This is a genomic window from Streptococcus sp. HF-100, assembly GCF_015594635.1.
In the GTDB taxonomy this organism is placed as follows: domain Bacteria; phylum Bacillota; class Bacilli; order Lactobacillales; family Streptococcaceae; genus Streptococcus; species Streptococcus vaginalis.
On record NZ_JADNQV010000005.1, the window covers coordinates 103,281 to 124,278 of the forward strand.

Here is a 20,998-nt window from a genome sequence, read left to right on the forward strand (position 1 = left end):
ATGAAAAAAACTTACTATCAAAAGATTTTTAATACATGTACCCTGTTATTCGTCATTGGATTTCTCGGTACAGTTTGTTCAATCTTACTAAGTGTTAGTATTAATAGTTTGAAAGATATTACTTATCTGACTTTCTTATATCAGTTTGTAATCATGATTTATACCATCAGTTTATATGTTTCCATCGTCGCAACTTCACTTTGCCTAGCACTGGCTTATTATGAGATTTACTTACGACTAAAACAAGATAATCTAGTAAATTTGTGGAAATCCATTAAACAAACCGTTGCTGTCCGTATGTTTCTGAATCAAAATGAACATTCAGAAACAGTAACTACAGTTGAACAGATACAAGTGACACGTTATAACCCTATCAATAAACATTTTAACAAGGCGGTTCATAAAGCGATTGTAGACATTCGAGAAGATAAAGCTGTTTTGCTAATTCGAGTTCCTAAAACCCAGCAGGCTACCAAAATTCTAAAAGAAATGGAAACACATATCAGTGAAGACATTTCGAATCGGAATCTTGATTACTATTTTTCTCGCCCTGAAAGAAATGGGAAATGGATGTATTTTATCGGTACTAAACGAAAATAAATGGATAGAAGGAATGGTGCTGTGGCTCACGAAGTGAAAGCCAGACAGCACCATTCAATACCCTAGGATTTTATGGGGGGACTACGACCCCCCATAAAATCAATAATCAATAATCGCAAACTTCAAAGAAAGGTATTTACTTATGGCAAAAGAACAACGTTCTAATAAATGGGCTTTCATTTTCTATAAAGAAAGTGCACCAAACAATTACTTAGATGTCCTTGAAGAAATTCACGTTCCCTTTGTATTATCGCCGTGGCATGATAAGGATGTAAACAAAAATACAGGAGAAATCAAGAAGGCACATAAGCACGGAGCATTCTATTTCGATTCTCTCAAAAGTTACTCTCAAGTATCAGAACTTATTAAAGAAAAATTAAACGGTCCTGCTCACGTTGAACCCGTAATGTCACCCAAAGGGATGTACGACTATTTTATACATGCAGAAAATCCTGATAAAACTCCTTATGATATTGATGACATTGAAAGCGGATGTGGATTTGAACTAGATAAATTTCTAGTGCAACAAAATTCTGATGATTTTACAACCGAGGTCATTGATACGATTGAACAAAATGATTTCACAGAGTTTGAAGAGTTGGTCTGGTATGCACGAGACAACAATACAGCTCTATTAGGACTAATCATTGAACGAACTTACTTTTTTGCTCGTTATCTAGATTCACGTCGGCACAATCTGAAACGACTAGAAAAAGTTATTAAAGCACAGGAAGGAACAGCCTATGGACACGATGAAATTAAACCAAATTGAAGAACTATTAAATATACTCATTGGTATTATTCAACAAGAATTAAAAAAGAGTAATAATTATGGTATTGTGACTCAAAAAGAACTTCTTAAAGTTTTACAAATTTCCCCTAACACCTTAAAATCTTGGGAAATGAAAGGACTAAAACGTCTTGAACCACCAATTGAGGGAACACGTACTGTTTATTACAAAATGGAAGACGTTATTGAATTTTTAACTATTTAACTTTAAAATGTGCTAGAATAGAATTATCAAATAAAGATTGTGAGGGTACTATTCTAGCCTTTTTCATATCCGAATCTACGAGGCTGTATGTACAAAGAAATTATACAATATAACGGTAGAAAAGTTACTAAAACTACCAAAAAAAATGGCGATATCAGTTATTCAATCAAAGGTGTTTACATTGGAACTGATGTAAAGACAGGAAAACGCATTACCAAAACTATCACTGTTAAAACATTAAAAAGTTTAGATAGAAAAATTGTTGAAGCTAAGATTCAATTTGAAAAATCTGGGTCTACTATAAAAGAAACCATTCAAATTGATAACTTTGAAAGTCTTGTTGAAGTTTGGTTTAGTAATTTCAAAACGTGGGTATCATCTCAAAATACAATCAATCGTGTCAGAGGTTACCTTGATACTTACATTATTCCACAATTTGGAGATTACAAACCAGAGCAGATTGAACCTTCAGATGTTCAACTTTGGGTAAACAAGTTAGCTAGAAAAGCAAAAAAATCTGTCGATTCTGGTGTTAAACGTGCTAAAAAAGGTAGCGCTAAAGACTTTGGAGCTATGGCTCACAAACTTAGTGATATTTTCGATTTTGGGATTACAAATTGCGGTTTAACTACAAATCCAGCCAAAACAATCAAGATTCCACCAAAGCCTAAGGCAAACAAAGAGCGTATTATGGTACTCCATGATAATGAGCTTAAAAGTTGGCTGTCTTATCTTGATACTTTACAAAATACAAGAGCAAATAGACGCTTTAAAGTTATTTGCAATACTCTTCTAGCTTCTGCATTGCGTATCAATGAGCTACTTGCTTTAGAGATATCCGATCTTGATTTTGATACTAATGAAATCATTGTCAATAAAACACTAATGTGGAAGAGTGCGAATAGTAAATTAGGCATTAAAGGAGAAGTGGTTTGTAAACAAGCACCAAAAACGGATTCTGGAAATCGTAGAGTTGCCGTGCCAGCATCCATTATTGAGGAGCTTAAAAACTTTCATAATGAAATGACCATGTATTTTGAAAAACATGGTCTACCAAAATCGACACTTATTTTTCCAACTATATATGGTAATTATATGTGTGATAGGAACGAACGTGCAACACTTAAGAAGCGTTTATCTGCTTTAGGGTTACCTGACTATGGTTTTCATTTATTTAGGCATACACACGCTTCTATGATGCTAAATGCTGGCGCCAACTGGAAAGAACTCCAAGCGAGAATGGGACATAAGTCAATCACCACAACAATGGATACTTATGCTGAATTAGCACCCAAGAAGAAGTTTGAAGCAGTTGATATTTTCCTAAGTAAAATGGAAGAATTGACTACTTAAGTTTATCACTACCTTCATCACTACCTTTTTATTTAAAAGGCGAATAAACCTTGATTTAATAAGGTTTTTACATGAAATACTTAATCCTTACAGAGGTGAAATAATTGAGATTAAAAAAGCCTATGAAACCAACGTTTCTAGGCTTTTTTGTCCTTACTAAGCGGGCTGTTTTAGTGTAACCTATCTATCATATCTCACAGTTTGCATACAATGTAAGCATCTATATCTTACAACTCTTAAAACAATTTACTGTTTTTGATTTATTCTTTGTTCCTTTATTTCTTGCCCTTATTGCTAAAAACAGACTTAAGTAAAACAACTATAAGAATAATAAGCCAAGCTAGTTCTGAGAAAATTATCATAACCTTCTCTGTTGCTTCCATTTTATAGGAAATGGTGACACTATTTTTAGCATTTGGAAGTTGCTGGAAAGTGGGAGTTCCGATAGCACTTAAATTTAAGAGGTCATTATTCAACTGCTGCCCGTTAAATGTAATGATAGTATTCTTGTAAACTATTATAGGTAACTCTCTAAAAGAAGTGGAATCCCCCTGCCACTCTAAAGTCAATCCACTCTTTTTTCTTGTCTTTTTAAAGCCTTGATTTTGGATGACCTTGGTGAGGTAGGCATCGTAATAAGAACTGGATTGTTCAGCCAATTGTCCATAAGAGGGCAGATAGTCAGGCGTTCCTTTGGCAACTAATTCTAATGCTTTTTGCTTATCTACATCATAGAAAGAACTTTTAATAGTATCGGAATCTCCAGTAAAAACTACTTTATACTGATTACGCAAAAAGTTATCTGATGAATTCCAATCCAGAACTGCCGTCGCAATCAGAACAGTAGGCTGAATAAGGCTTACTACTAAAATAGATAAGAATATTTTCTTCCTTGTTTTTTGAAAAGGTAGACTGGTTGAGATAAACTTTAGGGCTAAATAGATAAGAATAATGGTTACAGGAACGAAGAAGCGAAAAGGATATTGGATTAGTTGAGCAACTGGATTTCTCCTCTCAATTAAATCGTTCCAAGGGAAAATGCTAGTTGTTAAGAACAAGAAAGCATTCATGACCCAAAACCATGTCTTCATTCCACTATCTAAGTCTTTCCATTTTCTGAAGAAAAAGAAATAGATAAGGAGAAAAATGGGAATCAGCGTTACTGGATTCATCAACCAATAATAACTATTTTGGTTAATGGTATTGAGGTTCATAGATGTATTTATTTTAGGACTTATGAGTTGATTACCAGTTAAAAGGTAAAAATAACTAGACCAGATATTCATTGTCAACCCAAAGAAAATCCCTATTTCAACAAATAATCTTTTTATGAAAACCAACTTTTTAGGATGTTGAAAAAATGCTAAAGCAAAGAATGGTAAGTAAATCAGCACTAATAATACGGAAGATAGCATATGTGTCTGAACCATCAAAGCTGTATAAATGCCTAAGGTATATTTTGGTACCTGTTTCGTATCCTTTAGTTCAAATAAGATACTCAAAGCTAAGGGCATTAAAGCTGCACCCCAACTGGTAAATCCTTGCCGAATTGTCCAATATTGAATAGAGTAGCTAGAGATATAGAGCAAAGCGCCAAGGACAGCGTACTTCTGCTCCATTTTACTTTTAATAAAAAACACATACATAGACAAGCCAGCTAGATTGAATAATACAATATTGGATAAGACCTGATAGATAAACCAATTCTTACTGATTAGAACCAAGAAGCCATGAAAATAAGCTATAAAAGGACCATAAAGGGCATTAACTATCCGTCCAGACTGCTGAAAACCATATAGAGAGATATGATAGTTAAAATTGACATTCTTAATTTGTTCAGCTGTATCATAAAATCGGTTAAAGTGAAAGATGGAATCCGAACCTAAAATTAAGTTACCTGAAAAAAATTGAGGTAATAAGATAAGGATAGAACACAGAAATATCAGAAGCAGACCCGTCAGGTGATTTGTTTTGTTCCTATCAAACACTATAATTTACCTCCAAATTATCATATAAAAACTAAAAGTTGATTATAAATCGACTTTTAAGTACACCACAGTATAATCCATTACTCAATAAACTAAGTATGTCTATATTCTTTGCTTGTATTACAAGTGCTATAGCATGCATACAAAGGACTTACAAAAGTATTTTCTGTCCATCTACTATAATAGCCATGCTTTTGTTTCCATGCTATCCTCCAATAACTTCTTTGTTTTATTTAATTGATTTTTTCATGACAGATACCTCCTGTTTTTAAAATGAAGTATACTATATCTAATTGAATAATACAATGATTACCTAAAATAATCAACCATTTTATGAAAGTAGAATTTTCAACAATCATTAAAAAGAAAACATAGAAATAAAGAGTTTAAAACATCTGTCTTAAACTCTTTGCCCCTCACTGTTGCTCACCAATACAGCATTCTTCGTGCTCATCTAAACTTTCATCTGCTTGAATGGTGACTTTTGTAATTCCATACATTTTGAGATGTTGGCGAATGAGCTGCTGAGTTTCTGCTTGCTGTTCGGGATGTTTCATGCAAATATGAATCATCGCAAATTTTTCTAGTCCGTCGGTTGTCCAAACATTTAACTGAGTGATTGTCTGGATATTCTCGATTGTTTGAATTTCTACATAAAGGTCATTCAGATTTACATCGCTCGGTACGTGATCAAGAAAGATTTGAACATTTTCCCAAAACTTTGGTAGTGCTTTACTCAAGATAAAGGTTGAAATGATGAGTGAAAGCAATGGGTCAAGGAAATACCAGTTTGTAAAACGAAGAATGAAGGATACAAAGATCACAGCCAACCAGCCTAAAATATCTTCTAAGAAATGCAGACTCAGAATGGATTCATTGTGCGTCCGTCCATGACTAACCACCCTGCTGGCTGCAAAGTTGATTACAATTGCAAAAATTCCCAAGATAAGCATACCGTCGTAATTTACCCGTTCAGGCGCAAACAATTTGGGTACATTTTCAACCAGAATGAGAATAGAACCCACTATTAAAATGGTAGAAGTCAACATAGCTCCCAGCAAACTATACCGTTTATAGCCTAATGTATAGTTTCTATCACCTCGTCTATTGGAAATTTTTTCAAAAAATGCTGATAAACCAATCGCTAGGGCATCACCCGTATCATGCACCGCATCTGCCAGTACAGCACTAGAGTTAAACAGAACTCCAAAGATAAATTCAATAACTGCAAAAGAAAAGTTTAATAGAAATGCAATCCAGACATTTTTGCTTGATTTCATTATTGTCTCCTTCTAATCGCACATTGAGATTTGATTTTATTTATTGTATAATGTATTCAAAACAAAACACTTTGTTCAATTATATTATCTACTATTTTAACGGAGGAAACAAGAAACAAATCTAATGCTTCGTTTGATAGTGTACATTTAAGGAGATTTGTTCGGAAATGATGGATAGACGAGTTAAAAAATCACGCACAGCCATTTATCAGGCTTTTCTCACTCTTTTGAATCAAAAAAGCTATGAGTCCCTCACAGTTCAAGAAATCATTGACCTTGCAGATGTCGGTCGGTCGACTTTCTATGCTCATTTTGAGACAAAAGAGGCACTACTTGAAGAAATGTGCCAAGATTTGTTCCAGCATACGTTTGTTGAGCGCTACCAAGCAAGCGAACTTTTTGACGCAACAGCTCATATTTTTTACCATTTCAGGAAAAACCAAGATAAAATAGCCACTTTATTATTGTCTAAAAATATTTATTTTATCAATCGTTTAAAATTAGAACTAGAGCATTATCTTTTTCCTCTCATTCGTGAAAAGCTATTGGCACAAAAGTCTGAGCTACCAGAACCATTTTTAAAAAATTATGTCACGACAACTTTTATCGAAACGGTTACTTGGTGGTTGGGACAACGAAATAAAATCGATGAAGCCACTATTACAGCCTACTATCTTGAGCTAATGCACTAATATAGGACTATAATTTTGGCTATCTCTATGGTATAATTTTTTAAGAACCTTTCTAGGAGAATTTATGAAAAAACAACATTCTATCTTTTTATTACCAGGAATTATCATGGTGGGTGTCGCTTTGCGGACGCCCTTTACAACGCTTCCAACTGTCTTAACAGACATTGCCAATGGACTTCATGTTTCAGTTAGTTCCCTTGGTCTTTTGACCAGTCTGCCCTTAATCATGTTTGCTCTCTGCTCTTCATTTTCGGCGCGTTTAGCGAGCAAAATTGGGCTCGAACGGATTTTTACTCTCGTCCTTGCTCTGCTTACCATTGGATCCTTCATTCGGATTTTTAATCTACCACTTCTTTACGTGGGGACGATTCTCATTGGAGTTTCCATTGCAGTACTTAATGTTTTACTTCCAAGTGTCATCCAAGCCAACCAACCGCATCGGATCGGGCTATTGACAACGATGTATGTCACTTCTATGGGATTATCAACAGCTATCGCTTCCTCTATTGCTGTGCCCATAGCAGAAGCCAGCTCATGGAAAGGGTTGGTACTTTGTCTGACAGCCATCTGTCTTTTAGCATTTTTAGTTTGGTTGCCAAATACTTCCTATAATCACTACTTAGTCAGCAAAGACAAATCAAGTCAAGGCAACACCATTTGGAAAAATAAAAAAGTTTGGGCTATTATTATTTTTGGTGGCTTGCAATCATTGCTTTTTTATACTTGCCTAACCTGGCTACCAACTATGGCAACGCAAGCTGGCATTTCAAATGCTTCTGCTGGAGTTCTAGCCTCTGTCTTTAACTTGATTAGCCTACCTTTTTCAATGACCATTCCTAGCTTGACAACACGGCTGTCTCCTCGTCATCGTATGATAATGTTAGCAATTATCTCTGCTGCGGGTGTCCTTGGTATTAGCATGCTCTTAATTCAAACGAATGATTTCTTTTATTGGATCATTGCAAATATTTTCATTGGGTCAGCTGTGAGTGCTCTTTTCCCATATCTTATGGTTACTTTTTCAACAAAAACGAGTAGCCCTGAACAAACTGCTCAACTATCTGGCTTAGCACAAACAGGTGGTTATTTACTAGCTGCTTTTGGACCAGCTCTATTTGGTTATAGTGCCGATTTCTTCCATTCTTGGCTACCTGCTGTATGTGTCTTGCTCATTCTTACAATCATTATGATTATTGCCCTCTTTTATGTAGAAAAATCTGATAAAATTTTATAAAAATCAAAAACAGAATGGAGAGTGAACCTTTTTCAGTTGTTGGGTTCTTTTCTCCACTCTGTTTTTTTAATTATCTATTTTCCATGTCTTAGCATCTGGCAATAAACCTACCTTCGAAATTTTAGAAACGTGCCGATTGCCCATAACATAAAAGCCTAGAGGCGCAGCTCGCCATTCATCTGTGCAAGTCACGCCAATTCGAGAGCGCAAGCCAATTTGAAGCGGGACAGCATTTTCTACCAATTGCAATCTTGAAGTAGTCAAACCTTGACCATCAAATTCCTTGGTAATCCCTGCAAATTTAGTTAATTTTCCTGGGCCGTTGGCAAGCAATGTACCGTCTGGTAATTCCAAGGCTCGAATCAAGACAGCTTCTGCGACATTCTCAGCTCTTGTGACTAAATTCAGCATTTGATGCCCGTAGATTTGATAGACATACCAGTGTCCAGCAGATAAATACATAGACTCGTTTTTCGGTGTTCGTTTACCATGCGCACTATGACAAGCACTATCTTTAGCTCCCAAATAGGCTTCTGTCTCAACAATTCGTCCCAACACTTGTCCGTCTAAGCACAATTGCATACCTAACAAGGACTTAGCCGTTGCGACTGTATCTGTCTGCATGATGTGTTTAAATTCTTTTGATAACATGATTTCATTATAACATGAATTCCATACAAAAAAGCAATCGAGAAAGACTGCTTTTTTGTTTAGGAGATTATGATGAAAAAAGTTTTTTAGGATTAGTTATAATATACCTTGTTTTGCTTAAATTTGTCTTAATAGAAAATAGCTAAACCGCTTTCAAAAAATCTTTTTTATGTTAAAATAATAACAAAGAAGAAAAATGAACATTCTGGTTATCAACCCACAATGATATCATGCTTATAAGGACAAAATTTTATGAACAAACGACCTATCCGCCTTGTCATAAGCGATATTGACGGTACTATTTTAAATGACCAACACCAAGTTGATTATCAGCTAAAAATACAGCTTCCTCTTTTGCAAGAAAAAGGAATTCCTTTTGTGTTGGCATCCGCACGTTCACCACTTGGCATGGAGCCAATCGCACAGCAGCTTGGTCTCATTGACAATCCATTGGCTTGCTACAATGGCGCTCTTGTCATCAAAGGAAATCCTCAGAATTATGAGGTTTTAATGGAACACGCTTTGGATAAAAAAGAAGTTCGTTGTCTGCTAGAGTTCGTCCAAGAGAAGTTTCCAGCTGTAGCTATCAATCTCTATTCAGGAAAGGATTGGTTTGCTGAACAGATTGACAAATGGGTTCAGGAGGAAGCAGATATTACCGGTGAAAATCCCATCCTTCAATCTCTAGTCTCTGTTGTAGAAGATCGTGCTTCTATTCACAAACTTCTTCTGATAGGTGAAGCAGCCACCATTCAAAATCTTCACGACTATCTGCAAAACACAAATTTTCCTAAAACAGCCTTTTATCTTTCAAAAGAGAATTATCTAGAAGTTACAGCTAAACAGGTTTCTAAGGAAAATGCTCTTCAAGAGATTGCTCATTTTTATCACATTTCTCTCCAGCAAGTCATGGCAATTGGTGATAACTTCAACGACCTCCCCATGCTGAAATTGGCCGGATTAGGGGTGGCTATGGGAAATGCTCCTAAAGCAGTCAAAGAGCAAGTTGCAGCCGTTACCCACACCAATAATAATCATGGTGTCGCTCAAGCAATTGAGCAATACGTCTTGGATTAACAGCTATCTTGCCAAAATACAATAGAAAAGCTGACAGATTCATAAAATTCTCTAGTTCCCCATATAAAAAAACACGGACAAGCAAACTAGCAACCAACTAGTTAATTTGTGTTCGTGTTTTATTTTTCTTATTTAAAATTCTCAATTGCTCCGTCATAATTTGCCCATTCTTTGCTGAAGAATCGATCATTCATCTGGTAAGTCGGAGCAGGCTTGGGATTGGAAATAAAAGGATTGACAGTCTTATCAAACGCCAACCAGCCAAGCCAGCCCATGTGAATGGTATCTTGCATAAAGTAGGGCTTCCCACCATCGTTTGAAAAGTCCGCGATATTGGTAAAACCTTGACTTTCCAACTGATAACGAATTTTCTTCACTGCTTGTTGGTATTTTTCTTGACTCAAACCAGTATAGGCCATCCACTTCGCATTGACAGGAGGAATAACAAAAATTGGATTCGTTTTTGACTTGGCAAATTGCTTCAAAACAAGTTGTAAATCGTTATACTCGGGAGATTTGGTATAAGAAAACTTTGCTTGCTTTCCTTTAAACTTTTTAATACGTTTCCGCAAGCGATGCTTATAAAATTTATTATCAATTCCTAAATCATTATTAGTCGTGTTTCTTTGAGCATCTTTTGTCGCAAATTCTTCCAAATTCTGATAAGAAAATTTATCTGGCAAACGCTTAATTTGAGGCTGTACCAATTTTTCATAATTCTCATTACGTTCGGCAAAAAGAGAACTGAAAAGGGAATCCTCACGTTTATTTAAACGGCTGATAAGACGGACGTACTGTTTGTCAAAGTTTGACAGTTTCTGATGATTAGCTATTTTTTTTACATTGTCTTTCATAGCCACCGTAGGATACAGTTGCAGGAGGCGCTTCGCCGCATATTGAGCATCAATGTCTCCTTCTTGCTGGCGCAAGAAACTAGTCAATTGGTCACTATTGAAATATTGTTGAAATGCTGCTGGACTGTAGCCTTTTTTAGTAAACCATTGAGGAGAGACAACATAGACAGCTGGCTTATTTTTTAACTGCGGAAGCATTTGCTGCATGCCAAAATATTGCGTAAGAGATGCGGCTCCTCGTTGTCCTAAAAAATACGGACGATAATTACGCTTATATTTTTCTGACAAAACCGCAGGATGCATGCTGTCAAAGCGCAGCCATTCACTTGAACCAAAGTAAGGAACAAAGCGGTGCTTCTTATCTGTCAAAGCACGTACTTTTTGCGTTCTTCCCTTGAAACTTCCCGCCGTCAAAGTAACAGCCGAGCGCTTTTCAGCTTGGTAATCATGTTGTTGCTTGGTTGGGTAGAAAAATAGTAAAGCCACCACCATCAAAAGGGCGCAGAAAACTGGGCCTAAAATGAGCCACAATCGTTTAAGCATTACGAAGCTCCGTTACGCCTTCAATAATTTTATTAGCAGTATTCCAATCATCACGACCAAATTCTGAGACGGGAACATGAATGTCAAAACGGTTTTCTAATTCAACAATCAATTCAACCGTTCCCATACTGTCCAGAACTCCTGCATCAAACAAATCTTCGTCCATCATGTCTGATACATCTTCCATAAATAAATCATCAATAATTTCTAATACTTCTGCTTTTACGTCCATTAGAGAACTCCTTTTTTATTTTTTAAACCATAAGTCATTCAAAAATCCTGAGAAGATTAAGAATGAAAACATTACAACATTAAAGGTGATAAACATCCCCACTGCTTGTGTCCATTTGTTATCTGGTAATGGTGGCAAATTCTTCTTTTTCCGCTCTTTATTGATGGTCTTTTTCTTCCGCACCCAAGCGTCATTGATAACGAGTCCTAGACCATGAAAAAGTCCATAAGCAATATAATACCAAGTGACTCCGTGCCAAAAGCCCATGACCAACATATTGATGATATAAGCGACACTTGAAGTGGTATTCCGATTTTTAAAAACTTTGTTTCGGATAAGTACTGTGACTAGCCGCATAAATACAAAATCACGAAACCAGAATGACAGGCTCATATGCCAACGATTCCAAAACTCTTTCAAATCATGAGAGATAAATGGTTTGTTAAAGTTAATCGGACTTTTAATTCCCATTAGATTGGAAATGGCAAGGGCAAACATGGAATAACCCGCAAAGTCAAAAAATAAATCCAATCCAAATACATACATCACTCCTAGAGTTGGCAGGTTGAAGATACCACCCATTTGCACTGCATATTGCTTGAGAGGAGGCAAAATCATTGAGCCTAAAATATGTGCAAGAATAAACTTGTATAAGAAACCAAGCATTATGTATTGAACGGATTGCTCCAACATATCTAGCAGTTCATCACGCTCAGGGATATTTTCATAATCTTGATTGAACCGCTTAAAACGATCAATCGGCCCACTTGAAAAAGTTGGCATAAAGAGCATGAAACGTAGAAATTCCCATAAGCTAAAGTCTTTTAGAACACCATCCCGCAGCTCAATAATCATTCCTACTGAACGGAAAGTTAAGTAGGAAATTCCTAAAAAGCCCAAGAGTGATTGATGACCATAAATAGCTGGCGTTACCTTTACAAAGAAAAGCGGTAGGATAGACAAAGCAATGTGCAAATAGAAAATCCATTTGCTATCTCCCGTTTTTCGATAAATTTTATAAGTCCAAACCCAAAGCATTTGCCAAAGAACATAAAACAGTAGCGCATAAATTTGCGTTAACTTTGGTCCAGTCAGCATAAAAATGATAAAAGCAAAGCTGACCAGAGCTTCGTAAATGGGAAATCTTTTTTTGAAGAATAAACCAACAAAGATTGGCAAAACGGCTAAAATGATATAAACAAAATACTGCGGATCCCCGTACGGTTCCAAGTGAGGAAGCTGTCTTATGAAATCCATCATCGGTTGTTGACCTCGCTAATCAAACCTTTAATATCAATCTTACCATTTGGTGTCAATGGCAAGGAATCCCGATAAAGGAATTTGGAAGGCATCATATAAGACATCATAATATCTTGCAAATCTTCCTTGATAGCTTTGGTGATGTCAATCTCACGCTCAAATTGTTCCTTAACTCCGTCCTTCAAGATGACATAGGCTAGAAGGTTTTGTACTTTATGGTCTTTATTGTAACGCGGTACAGCCACAGCTGAGTCAATGTATTTAGACTTATTCAGGTTTTGGGAAACATCTTCTAGTTCAATACGAAAACCGTTGAACTTGATTTGGAAATCCATACGACCGCCATAAAGCAGTAAACCTTCATCTGTCATAGTACCAACATCACCTGTATGATAAGCTGGTAACCCTTCAAACTCAAAAAATGCTTCGGCTGTTTTCTCTGGATTGTTCATATAGCCTTTTGATACAGCTGGTCCAGATATAATGATTTCTCCTTGCTCATCATTCGGCAGTTTGTTTCCGTCTTCATCAATCACAAAAGTTGGAGAATCCGCTTTGGTATAGCCAATCGGCAAGCGTTTCATATTTGTCAGCATGTCATCCGTTATAGCAACAGCAGATAGAGCCACAGTTGCTTCTGTCGGACCGTAAGCATTAATAATACGTGCATTTGGAAAACGATCACGCAATTTTTGAGCTGTTTTAACCGTCAATTCTTCTCCGTCAAAGTAGAAATGCGTAATGCCTGGCATTTTTTCAGCATTGAAATCCTCAGACAGCATCGCCATATCTGCAAAAGACGGTGTTGATGTCCAAATAGCGATTGGCAAGTTCAAAATAGTCTCAAACAGCTGCTTGAAATCTTGCGTAATGGCAGACGGAACTGCAAAAAGTGTTCCTCCAAGTGCCAAGGTTGGCGCCCAGTACATAACCGATAAGTCAAAAGAATAAGGTGGCTGCGCCAACATTTGCGGACGAATTGGAGTCGCAAATTCCTTATCTGTAATCATCCAGTTGGTAAAACTGAGCAAATTATCGTGCGAGATTTGTACTCCTTTCGGCTTTCCAGTCGTTCCTGAGGTGAAAATGATATAGTAATTATCATCGCCTTTAACAGGGTGTACAATTTCGTAAGGATGTTTGGCTGCAAAAGCAGTTTGAACTGCTGCCAAGTCAAAAATTGGTATGTTCACATCTTTCAGCGGAAAGTCATTGATTGCAATGATGAGACTAGGTTGTGCCACTTCCACAATTGCTGTCACACGTTCAAGGGCGGAATGACTATCAATCGGGATATAGGCATGCCCTGACTTCGTTAAGGCTACAAAAGTCGCCAACATGTCGTATTCTTGTCCACCAAAAACTACTACTGGTGATTTCTCAGGAAGCGCAAGGCTGTCAATCTTTGCAGCGAGCGAATCCGAGTTCACTTTCAAATCATGATAAGTATGAACTTCTCCGAGAACATTGTAAACTGGAAAATCTGGTTGAGACTGAGCAAAATACTCAATCGTTTCAATCATGTCGTTAATTACTGAATTGGTCACAGTCTGCTCCTAAAATTCATTATAGATAAAACCACCTTGGCCTTGACCAAGATAATTAAAGAAATAAAGCAACGCTAGAAATATCACAAAATAAAGCAGCGTCTGTCCAAGAAATTTAAAAATTATTTTATGTTTTTTCATCATATTCATCACTTTTGTCTTACTTCTAGATAAGACTTAATATATTTTACCATTTTCTAACGCTATTTTTCAATACAAAACATTCTTTAATTGAGGAATTAAGCTAGAATTAAGGTTTATTTACAACAAACCTAGGGAAATCACAGATGTGCTGTCTCAAAAAACTAGAAAAGAAAATAGTTTTAGACTTACATTTTAAAAATATATAAAAATTTTATATATTTTCTTGACTTTGAAAGTGAAAAGCACTATACTATGTATAGAAAAATTATATATAAAAATATTATACATAGGAGGTGGCTCATGTATTTTCCAACATCTTCTACCCTAATTGAATTTCTCATTCTAGCGATTTTGGAAAGTGAAGATTCCTATGGCTATGAGATTAGCCAAACGATTAAATTGATTGCCAATATCAAGGAATCAACCTTATATCCTATTTTAAAAAAGTTAGAAAAGAATCGTTACTTAACAACTTACTCGCAAGAATATCAAGGTCGAAAACGGAAGTATTACTCCCTTACTCCAGAGGGACGAAAGCAGTTAAACACCCTTAAAAGGGAGTGGGAGTTATATACAGCGACAGTCAACGGTATCATAGAAGGGAGCATTCGCCATGACAAAAACTGACTATTTAGCCGCATTAGAGAACTACTTAAAAACATTGCCAGAAGCAGATTATAAAGAAGCAATGGATTATTTTACGGAATACTTTGAAGAAGCCGGATCTGAAAATGAAGCACAAGTCATTGAGGAGTTGGGAGATCCCAAAGACGCAGCAGAAGAGATTATTCGCTCACTTTCAGCAAATCAAGCAGAAGAAACGTCAACTCGTCCTCAACACCAGTCATCTGCACACAATCACCAATCATATACCGACAATGCTTATATCTTTGAAGACTATGCAACAATCTCTGAATTGCATATTGATGTCACCACGCAAGATATTCTGATTGAGCCTTCACCTGATGATTTTTTCCACATCAAATACTATAATGGAAAAGGCAACAATCAAATCATTTCTACTGTTCAAAACGAAAAGTGGCACATTACAGAAAAAGGCAACACGCATTACAGCGGTTTGGACTGGATTATTAACGTCATGAAAAACGGTTTTGATAATCATCCCATTTGCATTCAAATCCCGAATGGCAAGATTCTTCAATCATTCTCACTTCAAGCAACTTCTGGCGATGTAGCTGTCTCTCATCTTCAAACACAAAAAGGAACGATTGAGCTTTCAAGTGGCGATCTGACTATGCGGCATTGTCATTTGCAACAGACTAATGTTACCCTTATCAGTGGCGATATTCATCTAGCGCATGTCAAATTGACGGATTGTAAGCTGTCTCTTGTGTCAGGGGATTTCGATACGCATTCTTTAGAAATTGCTGGTAAGACTTTCATTCAAACAACTAGCGGAGATGTTACGCTTCATTTGTTGCACCATGATTTTAGCTATGATATTGAAACGGTGCACGGAGACATTTCTATTTCTGATCAGCTCCAGCCAAGCCACCAAATCATTGGCAACACAATCCGTCATAAAGTATCAACTTCTACAAATTCTCTTGCTATCCAAGCTGTCAGTGGAGACATCAATCTTTATTAGAGGTTCAGCATGAAACAGATTGATTGGTTATTCTTTGATGTTGGATCAACTTTGGTAAATGAAGAAAAAGCCTACCAAGATCGGATTGAACAGGCTATTGCAGATACTAATATTTCTTATGTAGCATTTTATCAAACTATGATGCACTATTTTAAGGAAAATAAAAAGGGCGATGCGGAAGCGCTGAAGCATTATGGTCTGAAGCGTCCGTCTTGGAGGTCTGATTTAGAGGTGCTGTATCCTGACTGCAAGCAAGCGCTGAAAACTCTCCACCAACACTACAAGATTGGGATTATTGCTAATCAATTGCCGAATTTACTGGCAAGATTGAGAACATTTGGTATTGATTCTTGGATTAATCTGGTGATTTCCTCTGCCGATGTTGGCTTGGCAAAACCCGATTTCGCTATTTTTGAGTTAGCTTTCCAACAAGCGAACTGTTTGGCTGAACACGCTGTGATGATTGGCGACCGTTTGGACAATGATATTCTTCCGGCTAAACAACTTGGAATGCAAACCATTTGGATCCGACAGGGATTTAGCCACTTGAACCACATAACGAATCCAGCAGAAACACCAGATTGGACTATTGATAATTTGACAGAGATTCTAGAGATTTTAGGCTGAGCATGCAAAAAACTAGAGTTGTTTCGCTCTAGTTTTTTTAACGTTATCAACTTTATTATATCATAAATTTTCCTTTAAAATAGACTTGTTTTTTCTTATTTTTGTGATACATTTAGGTTGAAAAAGGAAAAAGTGAGGTTACTAAACATGAAAAAAAGATTGTTATTTTTCAAGCTATTTGGTTTGTTTGTTCCCCTTTCATTTCTTTATTTATTTGTAGAAATATGCCAATTATACGTGATTTATTATTTCATATATTTTTCTTAGTTTTAATCCTATCACAATGGTTAGCGATTAAAACACTATCACACCTTGACGATTAAGCAAAGGTCAAACGAAAGAGGTTGGGTTCTCCCAGCCTCTTTTGTCTATCATCACCGTCCACCAGAATTGCTACCTTTGCCATTACACACTTTTTTCTTGATTTCTAAAAAGACTTGGCTATCAGCCTGAGGACTGGCATCATAGGTGCGCACGCGCAATTTTTCCTTGAAATAAGGTTTCTCCAAAGACTCCCGAATCATCTGATAGGTTGACGTATCATAGTAGAGGTTGCCAATCGTTGAATAGGCATGCTCATCTTCTGCCATATACGCTTCAAACTCCTGTAGCAAATCTGCCAACGTTTCCTTTGAGATGACGTACTTAGTTTCTATCCGTTGAAATTTATCTTTAAATGTTTTTTTAGCCATGAGATTGCTCTCCTTTGTCGTTCTTTATCTACGTAGTTTACGGGTAAATCCTTAAAAGAAAGCTAAAGAAAACTTAAAGAAAACAAAACACCCCTATTTTATGGAGGTGTTTAATAGATGTCTGTAGAATGAAATAGAAAACAGAAGCTAGCGCAATCTTATTCTTCACTCTTCTCTTCTTTTTCTTTTTTGATAAGAAAACTGAAAATAATCAGAATAGCTGCTACCAGAAAAATCCAGTACAACACATCATGGCTGCTTCTCGGACCAGAGTAGAGGGAACGCGAAAAATAAATCATCAGATACAAGGAAGTTTCATTATAAAATTCCCAGTTAAAGTGATAGCTGTCTACTGGATAGGACCGCTTATGCGAACACTCTGGCACAAAGATCTGCAAGAGCAAAAATGTTCCCAACACAGCAAAATAAATCACATTGAACACGTCTAATTTCGGATAAGGTTCAACAACCAAGGAAAAGAATATCATCATGCTCAACAGATAAAACCGCCACCGAAACCAAAATTCGTTATTAAAATGAAATCTTATCATCCCATCACACTTTCTAATTTTCTGCTCGTTCCTCTTCGCCTTTATCCTACCACTCTGATAGACAAACTTCAAGTAAGATGAAGGAGAAATGTTAGTTGATTTCTGCTACTTTTCCTGCTTCTGCTTTAGGCTCTTTGCCCTTGCGACGGGCAAGGACATCCGCATAGTGCTTGCGGCTGTTGTTGAGCACGGAAAGGAAGGTCGCATAAAAGCTATCGTCTTTGACTTGGTGCAAAATCACTACATAGTCCGCCAACTGTTGGTAAGGCGTCGCCACTTCTTTGCGCAATCGCTTGACATCATAGCTCACTTTTTGCAATTTCTCTTGGGAGCGAGAAGCAAAAAGTTGTTCAAAAGTCGAGTGGCTTTCGGTCAGATTTTCAACGAATTTCCCAAGCGCTAAAGTCCCCACTTGCTCCTTATATGGGGCTGTTTTTAGCTTGTCCAGTAAGCTGACAATGAGGGCTGTTTCTTCCTCGTAATGCTTCTGATGAGCGTCTTTGTATTGGTCAAACAAGCGTTTCAAGCTGGCATAAGCTGCCTTTTCCTCTTCCCGCTTGGCTGCCCGATAAGGTTTCAGCGCATCGCGAAGAGCTTGCAAATCAGCGTCGCGCAATTCGTCAGCCGCACTAATCGAAGCTGACTTTTCACTCGCCCGAATCTGACCGAGAGAGGCTTGATAAGCAGGCAAGGCTGCTTTTATCTTCTTGACGAGAGCGGTAATGACATCCTCATTTTTAAAGTCGAGCGCTTCTTTCTCCACATCGTCTAAAAAACGAGTGATAAACTGCGTGAATTCCGCATGACGGAGACTGCTCACCTGAACATTAACTAACTTTCCTTTTGGCATAAAATCCTTTCCTTATTAAAAAATATTTTTTCTTATCTGACCCTCAGATAAGATGAATGACTTTTCTTTATCCTGTCCGAGGCTCGGACGAAGCAAACTTGTTTCAAGGCAAACCGTCTGACCCTCGGACGAAGCAAACCTGTTTCAAGGCAAGCCGTCTGACCCTCGGACGAAGCAAACCTGTTTCAAGGCAAGCCGTCTGACCCTCGGACGAAGCAAACCTGTTTCAAGGCAAGCCGTCCGACCCTCGGACAAAGCAAACCTGTTTTAAGGCAAGTCGTCCGACCCTCGGACGAATGAAAAATCATCTCATTTAGTATAACATGAATGGGAAATTATAGGAAATTTTCTGAAAAAGAGGATTAACCACTTTCGAAACAGTTTGAACACACAGTCCTTAATGGAACGCAGAAGCAGAAAAGGTATTTTTCTTCATCACTTTTTCTCCTTTCATCTATATGATATAATATGATGAAAAGGCATTCACAAAATGCCCACTATTTTCACATTTCATATTTTACACAAGGAGTCGCCTATGCGTTGGGATATTGGCACAGTTTACAAGACGATTCGAAAAGCAAAGGGAATCACCCAGCAAGAGATTTGCGGAGATTGGATTTCTCGCTCCAATCTTTCCAAGTTTGAAAGCAACCAATCCGTTCCCAGCTATGAAACCATGGAATTTCTGCTCCACCAGATTGACATGAGCTTTGGGGAATTTGAATATATTTGTGATTATTATCATTCAAATCACAGAATGAAGATCATCTTACAATTTAAAAATTATTTGTCTGTCGTTGAAACAGAACAATTATTGGATTTAACCAAACAGTGTGAAGACTACTTGAAAGCTCATCATGATATTCCCATTAGCAATATTTTGCGTATGGCAAATATACTAATTGAAATTAGAAAAAATAAAATCAGTAGTCAAGCACAAGTTTTAGCCCAACAGTTATGGACAGATTTAGAAAAACGAGATACTTTTTATGAAAGTGACTTAAATTTACTAAGTGTTATTCTTTACTTCTTCCCACTAGAAACCATTCAAAATATAACGGAAAAAATCTTAGCCAGTCTCAACAAGTATAAGCATTACAAAGAAATTCACAGTACGCAATTCTCCATTTTAGCCAACCTTTCGACCATCTACCTTTACAATAACCGCCTTGACGATTGCCAGCGTATCACCGAGATGATCTTACCGCTCGCCAAGCAAACAAAACGATACGACAAGCTCGGCTTTGCTCAGGTTCGCCTGGGTATTTGCCAAGGAGACGACGCCCTTATCCAGAAGGGGCTCCAGTTGCTTGAGCTGACAGAAGAAATGACCTTGCTCGAAAACTTGAAAGAAGAAGTCAAACAGCATCGTACTTCCCCTTTCTCTCATGTTTCACGTGGAACTTCAGCACCTTAAAGGAGACAGAGAAGCAAATGACTTACAACGGATTTGTATTTTTTGATATTGACGGCACCTTGGTTGATAGCCAAGGACAAGTCCCAGCAGACAACAAAACAGCCATTGCTCAACTACGAGCCAACGGCTTTCTGCCTATTATCTGTACGGGGCGCGGGCGCGGAGAAATGGGGACAGTTCTGGAAGACGCTGGGATTCATTCTGCCATTTTGCTAAACGGAATGGAAATTCTCCATGAGAGGCAATTCCTGTTTGAAGGACGGATTGCACAAACCAGCATTCTCAAACTCCTGCAATTGGCAAAAGAAAATAAGCACGGCCTCGGTTTTTATTCACAAGGAGAAATGCGTGTGACAGCACTCAGTTCAACTGTTCAGCAGAATTTCCGTTATTTCCATCAAGACCTGCCCCAAGTTGGACCGACCATTTACCAAAACCAGCCTTGTCAGATGTTGCTCATTTTTAGTGAAGATCCCGAAAAAGACACTCAGTACCAAACAGAAGTCCCTGAACTGCACTTTTTCCGTAACAGCCCTTACTCGATAGACATCACGCCGAACGGTTGTAATAAAGGCTCTGGAATTCAGCACCTACTGACCTTATTAGCAGACGAAGCACCAACTTACGCATTCGGAGACGGACTCAATGACCTATCAATGTTTGAAAGAGTGGATTATTCAATTGCAATGGGCAATAGCCAAACAGCCGTCAAAGAAGCAGCCACTTTCATCACGCGCTCTAATGATGAAAATGGCATTCCACATGCCCTTGCCCATTTCGGTTTGATTTAAAAAGGGTGGGA

General features: G+C 37.4%; 22 protein-coding genes and 1 pseudogene. 12 read left to right on the forward strand and 11 right to left on the reverse strand.

The genetic code is table 11. The features are described from left to right. From IYQ23_RS06150 to IYQ23_RS06165, 4 genes are all read left to right on the forward strand, one after another. Positions 1-600, forward strand: coding sequence for a hypothetical protein (locus IYQ23_RS06150; RefSeq protein WP_195674389.1), 600 nt, complete (start codon positions 1-3; stop codon positions 598-600). Between the two features lie 142 nt (positions 601-742). Beyond that, positions 743-1,372 carry a replication protein gene (locus IYQ23_RS06155; protein WP_195674390.1) on the forward strand — a complete coding sequence of 210 codons (630 nt, stop codon included), beginning with the start codon at positions 743-745 and terminating at the stop codon, positions 1,370-1,372. Further along, positions 1,344-1,595: a MerR family transcriptional regulator gene (locus IYQ23_RS06160; protein ID WP_195674391.1), complete on the forward strand. Its 252-nt coding sequence runs from the start codon at positions 1,344-1,346 to the stop codon at positions 1,593-1,595. The genes IYQ23_RS06155 and IYQ23_RS06160 overlap by 29 nt, the downstream gene beginning before the upstream one ends. An 87-nt stretch (positions 1,596-1,682) precedes the next feature. After that, positions 1,683-2,948 carry a tyrosine-type recombinase/integrase gene (locus IYQ23_RS06165; protein ID WP_195674392.1) on the forward strand — a complete coding sequence of 422 codons (1,266 nt, stop codon included), beginning with the start codon at positions 1,683-1,685 and terminating at the stop codon, positions 2,946-2,948. A gap of 275 nt (positions 2,949-3,223) precedes the next feature. On the opposite strand, the gene IYQ23_RS06170 is transcribed toward IYQ23_RS06165, so the two are convergent. Together IYQ23_RS06170 and IYQ23_RS06175 are read right to left on the reverse strand one after the other, a co-directional pair. Next, positions 3,224-4,936: a hypothetical protein gene (locus IYQ23_RS06170; protein WP_324253122.1), complete on the reverse strand. Its 1,713-nt coding sequence runs from the start codon at positions 4,934-4,936 to the stop codon at positions 3,224-3,226. Between the two features lie 416 nt (positions 4,937-5,352). Further along, complete coding sequence (locus IYQ23_RS06175; RefSeq protein WP_022526088.1) at positions 5,353-6,216, reverse strand: cation diffusion facilitator family transporter; 864 nt, start codon at positions 6,214-6,216, stop codon at positions 5,353-5,355. 170 nt (positions 6,217-6,386) lie between these two features. Here IYQ23_RS06175 and IYQ23_RS06180 point away from each other — a divergent pair, with 170 nt between their 5' ends. Together IYQ23_RS06180 and IYQ23_RS06185 are read left to right on the forward strand one after the other, a co-directional pair. Further along, a complete protein-coding gene (locus tag IYQ23_RS06180; protein ID WP_195674425.1) occupies positions 6,387-6,908 on the forward strand; it encodes a TetR/AcrR family transcriptional regulator in 522 nt (173 codons plus the stop codon). Positions 6,909-6,972: 64 nt separating this feature from the next. Beyond that, positions 6,973-8,142 (forward strand): CynX/NimT family MFS transporter, encoded by a 1,170-nt coding sequence (locus tag IYQ23_RS06185; RefSeq protein ID WP_195674393.1) that lies wholly within the window; start codon positions 6,973-6,975, stop codon positions 8,140-8,142. A 66-nt stretch (positions 8,143-8,208) separates the two neighbouring features. Here the strand turns inward: IYQ23_RS06185 and IYQ23_RS06190 are convergent, their stop codons facing one another. Further along, entirely contained in the window at positions 8,209-8,793 is a 585-nt protein-coding gene (locus IYQ23_RS06190; RefSeq protein WP_037613090.1) for a DNA-3-methyladenine glycosylase, read from the reverse strand. Positions 8,794-9,045: 252 nt separating this feature from the next. On the opposite strand from IYQ23_RS06190, the gene IYQ23_RS06195 reads away from it, so the two are divergent. Then, positions 9,046-9,870 (forward strand): Cof-type HAD-IIB family hydrolase, encoded by an 825-nt coding sequence (locus IYQ23_RS06195; protein WP_021002223.1) that lies wholly within the window; start codon positions 9,046-9,048, stop codon positions 9,868-9,870. Positions 9,871-9,998: 128 nt separating this feature from the next. Here IYQ23_RS06195 and dltD read toward each other — a convergent pair whose 3' ends face one another. From dltD to IYQ23_RS06220, 5 genes are read right to left on the reverse strand one after another with little or no spacing between them, the layout of a single operon-like run. Beyond that, on the reverse strand, positions 9,999-11,267 hold the full coding sequence (dltD, locus tag IYQ23_RS06200; RefSeq protein ID WP_037606334.1) for a D-alanyl-lipoteichoic acid biosynthesis protein DltD: 1,269 nt from the start codon (positions 11,265-11,267) through the stop codon (positions 9,999-10,001). After that, positions 11,260-11,499 carry a D-alanine--poly(phosphoribitol) ligase subunit DltC gene (gene dltC / locus IYQ23_RS06205; RefSeq protein ID WP_003026725.1) on the reverse strand — a complete coding sequence of 80 codons (240 nt, stop codon included), beginning with the start codon at positions 11,497-11,499 and terminating at the stop codon, positions 11,260-11,262. The genes dltD and dltC overlap by 8 nt, the downstream gene beginning before the upstream one ends. A gap of 15 nt (positions 11,500-11,514) precedes the next feature. Then, complete coding sequence (gene dltB / locus IYQ23_RS06210) at positions 11,515-12,759, reverse strand: D-alanyl-lipoteichoic acid biosynthesis protein DltB (protein WP_195674394.1); 1,245 nt, start codon at positions 12,757-12,759, stop codon at positions 11,515-11,517. Next, a complete protein-coding gene (dltA, locus tag IYQ23_RS06215) occupies positions 12,756-14,282 on the reverse strand; it encodes a D-alanine--poly(phosphoribitol) ligase subunit DltA (RefSeq protein ID WP_229311955.1) in 1,527 nt (508 codons plus the stop codon). The genes dltB and dltA overlap by 4 nt, the downstream gene beginning before the upstream one ends. 33 nt (positions 14,283-14,315) lie before the next feature. Next, a complete protein-coding gene (locus IYQ23_RS06220) occupies positions 14,316-14,447 on the reverse strand; it encodes a teichoic acid D-Ala incorporation-associated protein DltX (protein ID WP_021002226.1) in 132 nt (43 codons plus the stop codon). 303 nt (positions 14,448-14,750) lie between these two features. Between IYQ23_RS06220 and IYQ23_RS06225 the strand changes: the two genes are divergently transcribed. From IYQ23_RS06225 to IYQ23_RS06235, 3 genes are read left to right on the forward strand one after another with little or no spacing between them, the layout of a single operon-like run. Next, entirely contained in the window at positions 14,751-15,077 is a 327-nt protein-coding gene (locus tag IYQ23_RS06225; RefSeq protein ID WP_195674396.1) for a PadR family transcriptional regulator, read from the forward strand. Then, positions 15,064-16,059: a DUF4097 family beta strand repeat-containing protein gene (locus tag IYQ23_RS06230; RefSeq protein ID WP_195674397.1), complete on the forward strand. Its 996-nt coding sequence runs from the start codon at positions 15,064-15,066 to the stop codon at positions 16,057-16,059. The genes IYQ23_RS06225 and IYQ23_RS06230 overlap by 14 nt, the downstream gene beginning before the upstream one ends. Positions 16,060-16,068: 9 nt before the next feature. Next, positions 16,069-16,686: an HAD family hydrolase gene (locus IYQ23_RS06235; RefSeq protein WP_195674398.1), complete on the forward strand. Its 618-nt coding sequence runs from the start codon at positions 16,069-16,071 to the stop codon at positions 16,684-16,686. A 410-nt stretch (positions 16,687-17,096) separates the two neighbouring features. Here IYQ23_RS06235 and IYQ23_RS06240 read toward each other — a convergent pair. The 3 genes and pseudogenes from IYQ23_RS06240 to IYQ23_RS06250 form a co-directional block, all read right to left on the reverse strand. Next, positions 17,097-17,378 (reverse strand): annotated as a pseudogene (locus IYQ23_RS06240) (VTC domain-containing protein); the annotation flags it as partial. A gap of 158 nt (positions 17,379-17,536) precedes the next feature. Next, entirely contained in the window at positions 17,537-17,929 is a 393-nt protein-coding gene (locus IYQ23_RS06245; RefSeq protein ID WP_195674399.1) for a hypothetical protein, read from the reverse strand. Between the two features lie 91 nt (positions 17,930-18,020). After that, a complete protein-coding gene (locus IYQ23_RS06250; RefSeq protein ID WP_195674400.1) occupies positions 18,021-18,779 on the reverse strand; it encodes a DUF6261 family protein in 759 nt (252 codons plus the stop codon). A 535-nt stretch (positions 18,780-19,314) separates the two neighbouring features. Between IYQ23_RS06250 and IYQ23_RS06255 the strand changes: the two genes are divergently transcribed. Both IYQ23_RS06255 and IYQ23_RS06260 read left to right on the forward strand, forming a co-directional pair. Further along, on the forward strand, positions 19,315-20,196 hold the full coding sequence (locus tag IYQ23_RS06255; protein ID WP_195674401.1) for a helix-turn-helix domain-containing protein: 882 nt from the start codon (positions 19,315-19,317) through the stop codon (positions 20,194-20,196). A gap of 17 nt (positions 20,197-20,213) precedes the next feature. Then, positions 20,214-20,987, forward strand: a complete 774-nt coding sequence (locus IYQ23_RS06260; RefSeq protein ID WP_195674402.1) for a Cof-type HAD-IIB family hydrolase — start codon at positions 20,214-20,216, stop codon at positions 20,985-20,987. Positions 20,988-20,998 lie beyond the last annotated feature (11 nt).

Excerpts from the sequence above, each read along its gene's own strand:
- IYQ23_RS06180 (WP_195674425.1), top strand. The coding sequence starts at position 6,387 with ATGGATAGACGAGTTAAAAAATCACGCACAGCCATTTATCAGGCTTTT.
- IYQ23_RS06195 (WP_021002223.1), top strand. The coding sequence starts at position 9,046 with ATGAACAAACGACCTATCCGCCTTGTCATAAGCGATATTGACGGTACT.
- IYQ23_RS06260 (WP_195674402.1), top strand. The coding sequence starts at position 20,214 with ATGACTTACAACGGATTTGTATTTTTTGATATTGACGGCACCTTGGTT.
- IYQ23_RS06225 (WP_195674396.1), top strand. The coding sequence starts at position 14,751 with ATGTATTTTCCAACATCTTCTACCCTAATTGAATTTCTCATTCTAGCG.
- dltC (WP_003026725.1), bottom strand. The coding sequence starts at position 11,499 with ATGGACGTAAAAGCAGAAGTATTAGAAATTATTGATGATTTATTTATG.
- IYQ23_RS06150 (WP_195674389.1), top strand. The coding sequence starts at position 1 with ATGAAAAAAACTTACTATCAAAAGATTTTTAATACATGTACCCTGTTA.
- IYQ23_RS06255 (WP_195674401.1), top strand. The coding sequence starts at position 19,315 with ATGCGTTGGGATATTGGCACAGTTTACAAGACGATTCGAAAAGCAAAG.
- IYQ23_RS06185 (WP_195674393.1), top strand. The coding sequence starts at position 6,973 with ATGAAAAAACAACATTCTATCTTTTTATTACCAGGAATTATCATGGTG.
- IYQ23_RS06245 (WP_195674399.1), bottom strand. The coding sequence starts at position 17,929 with ATGATAAGATTTCATTTTAATAACGAATTTTGGTTTCGGTGGCGGTTT.
- IYQ23_RS06220 (WP_021002226.1), bottom strand. The coding sequence starts at position 14,447 with ATGAAAAAACATAAAATAATTTTTAAATTTCTTGGACAGACGCTGCTT.
- IYQ23_RS06230 (WP_195674397.1), top strand. The coding sequence starts at position 15,064 with ATGACAAAAACTGACTATTTAGCCGCATTAGAGAACTACTTAAAAACA.
- IYQ23_RS06165 (WP_195674392.1), top strand. The coding sequence starts at position 1,683 with ATGTACAAAGAAATTATACAATATAACGGTAGAAAAGTTACTAAAACT.
- dltD (WP_037606334.1), bottom strand. The coding sequence starts at position 11,267 with ATGCTTAAACGATTGTGGCTCATTTTAGGCCCAGTTTTCTGCGCCCTT.
- IYQ23_RS06235 (WP_195674398.1), top strand. The coding sequence starts at position 16,069 with ATGAAACAGATTGATTGGTTATTCTTTGATGTTGGATCAACTTTGGTA.
- dltB (WP_195674394.1), bottom strand. The coding sequence starts at position 12,759 with ATGATGGATTTCATAAGACAGCTTCCTCACTTGGAACCGTACGGGGAT.
- IYQ23_RS06155 (WP_195674390.1), top strand. The coding sequence starts at position 743 with ATGGCAAAAGAACAACGTTCTAATAAATGGGCTTTCATTTTCTATAAA.
- IYQ23_RS06160 (WP_195674391.1), top strand. The coding sequence starts at position 1,344 with ATGGACACGATGAAATTAAACCAAATTGAAGAACTATTAAATATACTC.
- IYQ23_RS06250 (WP_195674400.1), bottom strand. The coding sequence starts at position 18,779 with ATGCCAAAAGGAAAGTTAGTTAATGTTCAGGTGAGCAGTCTCCGTCAT.
- IYQ23_RS06190 (WP_037613090.1), bottom strand. The coding sequence starts at position 8,793 with ATGTTATCAAAAGAATTTAAACACATCATGCAGACAGATACAGTCGCA.
- IYQ23_RS06175 (WP_022526088.1), bottom strand. The coding sequence starts at position 6,216 with ATGAAATCAAGCAAAAATGTCTGGATTGCATTTCTATTAAACTTTTCT.
- dltA (WP_229311955.1), bottom strand. The coding sequence starts at position 14,282 with ATGATTGAAACGATTGAGTATTTTGCTCAGTCTCAACCAGATTTTCCA.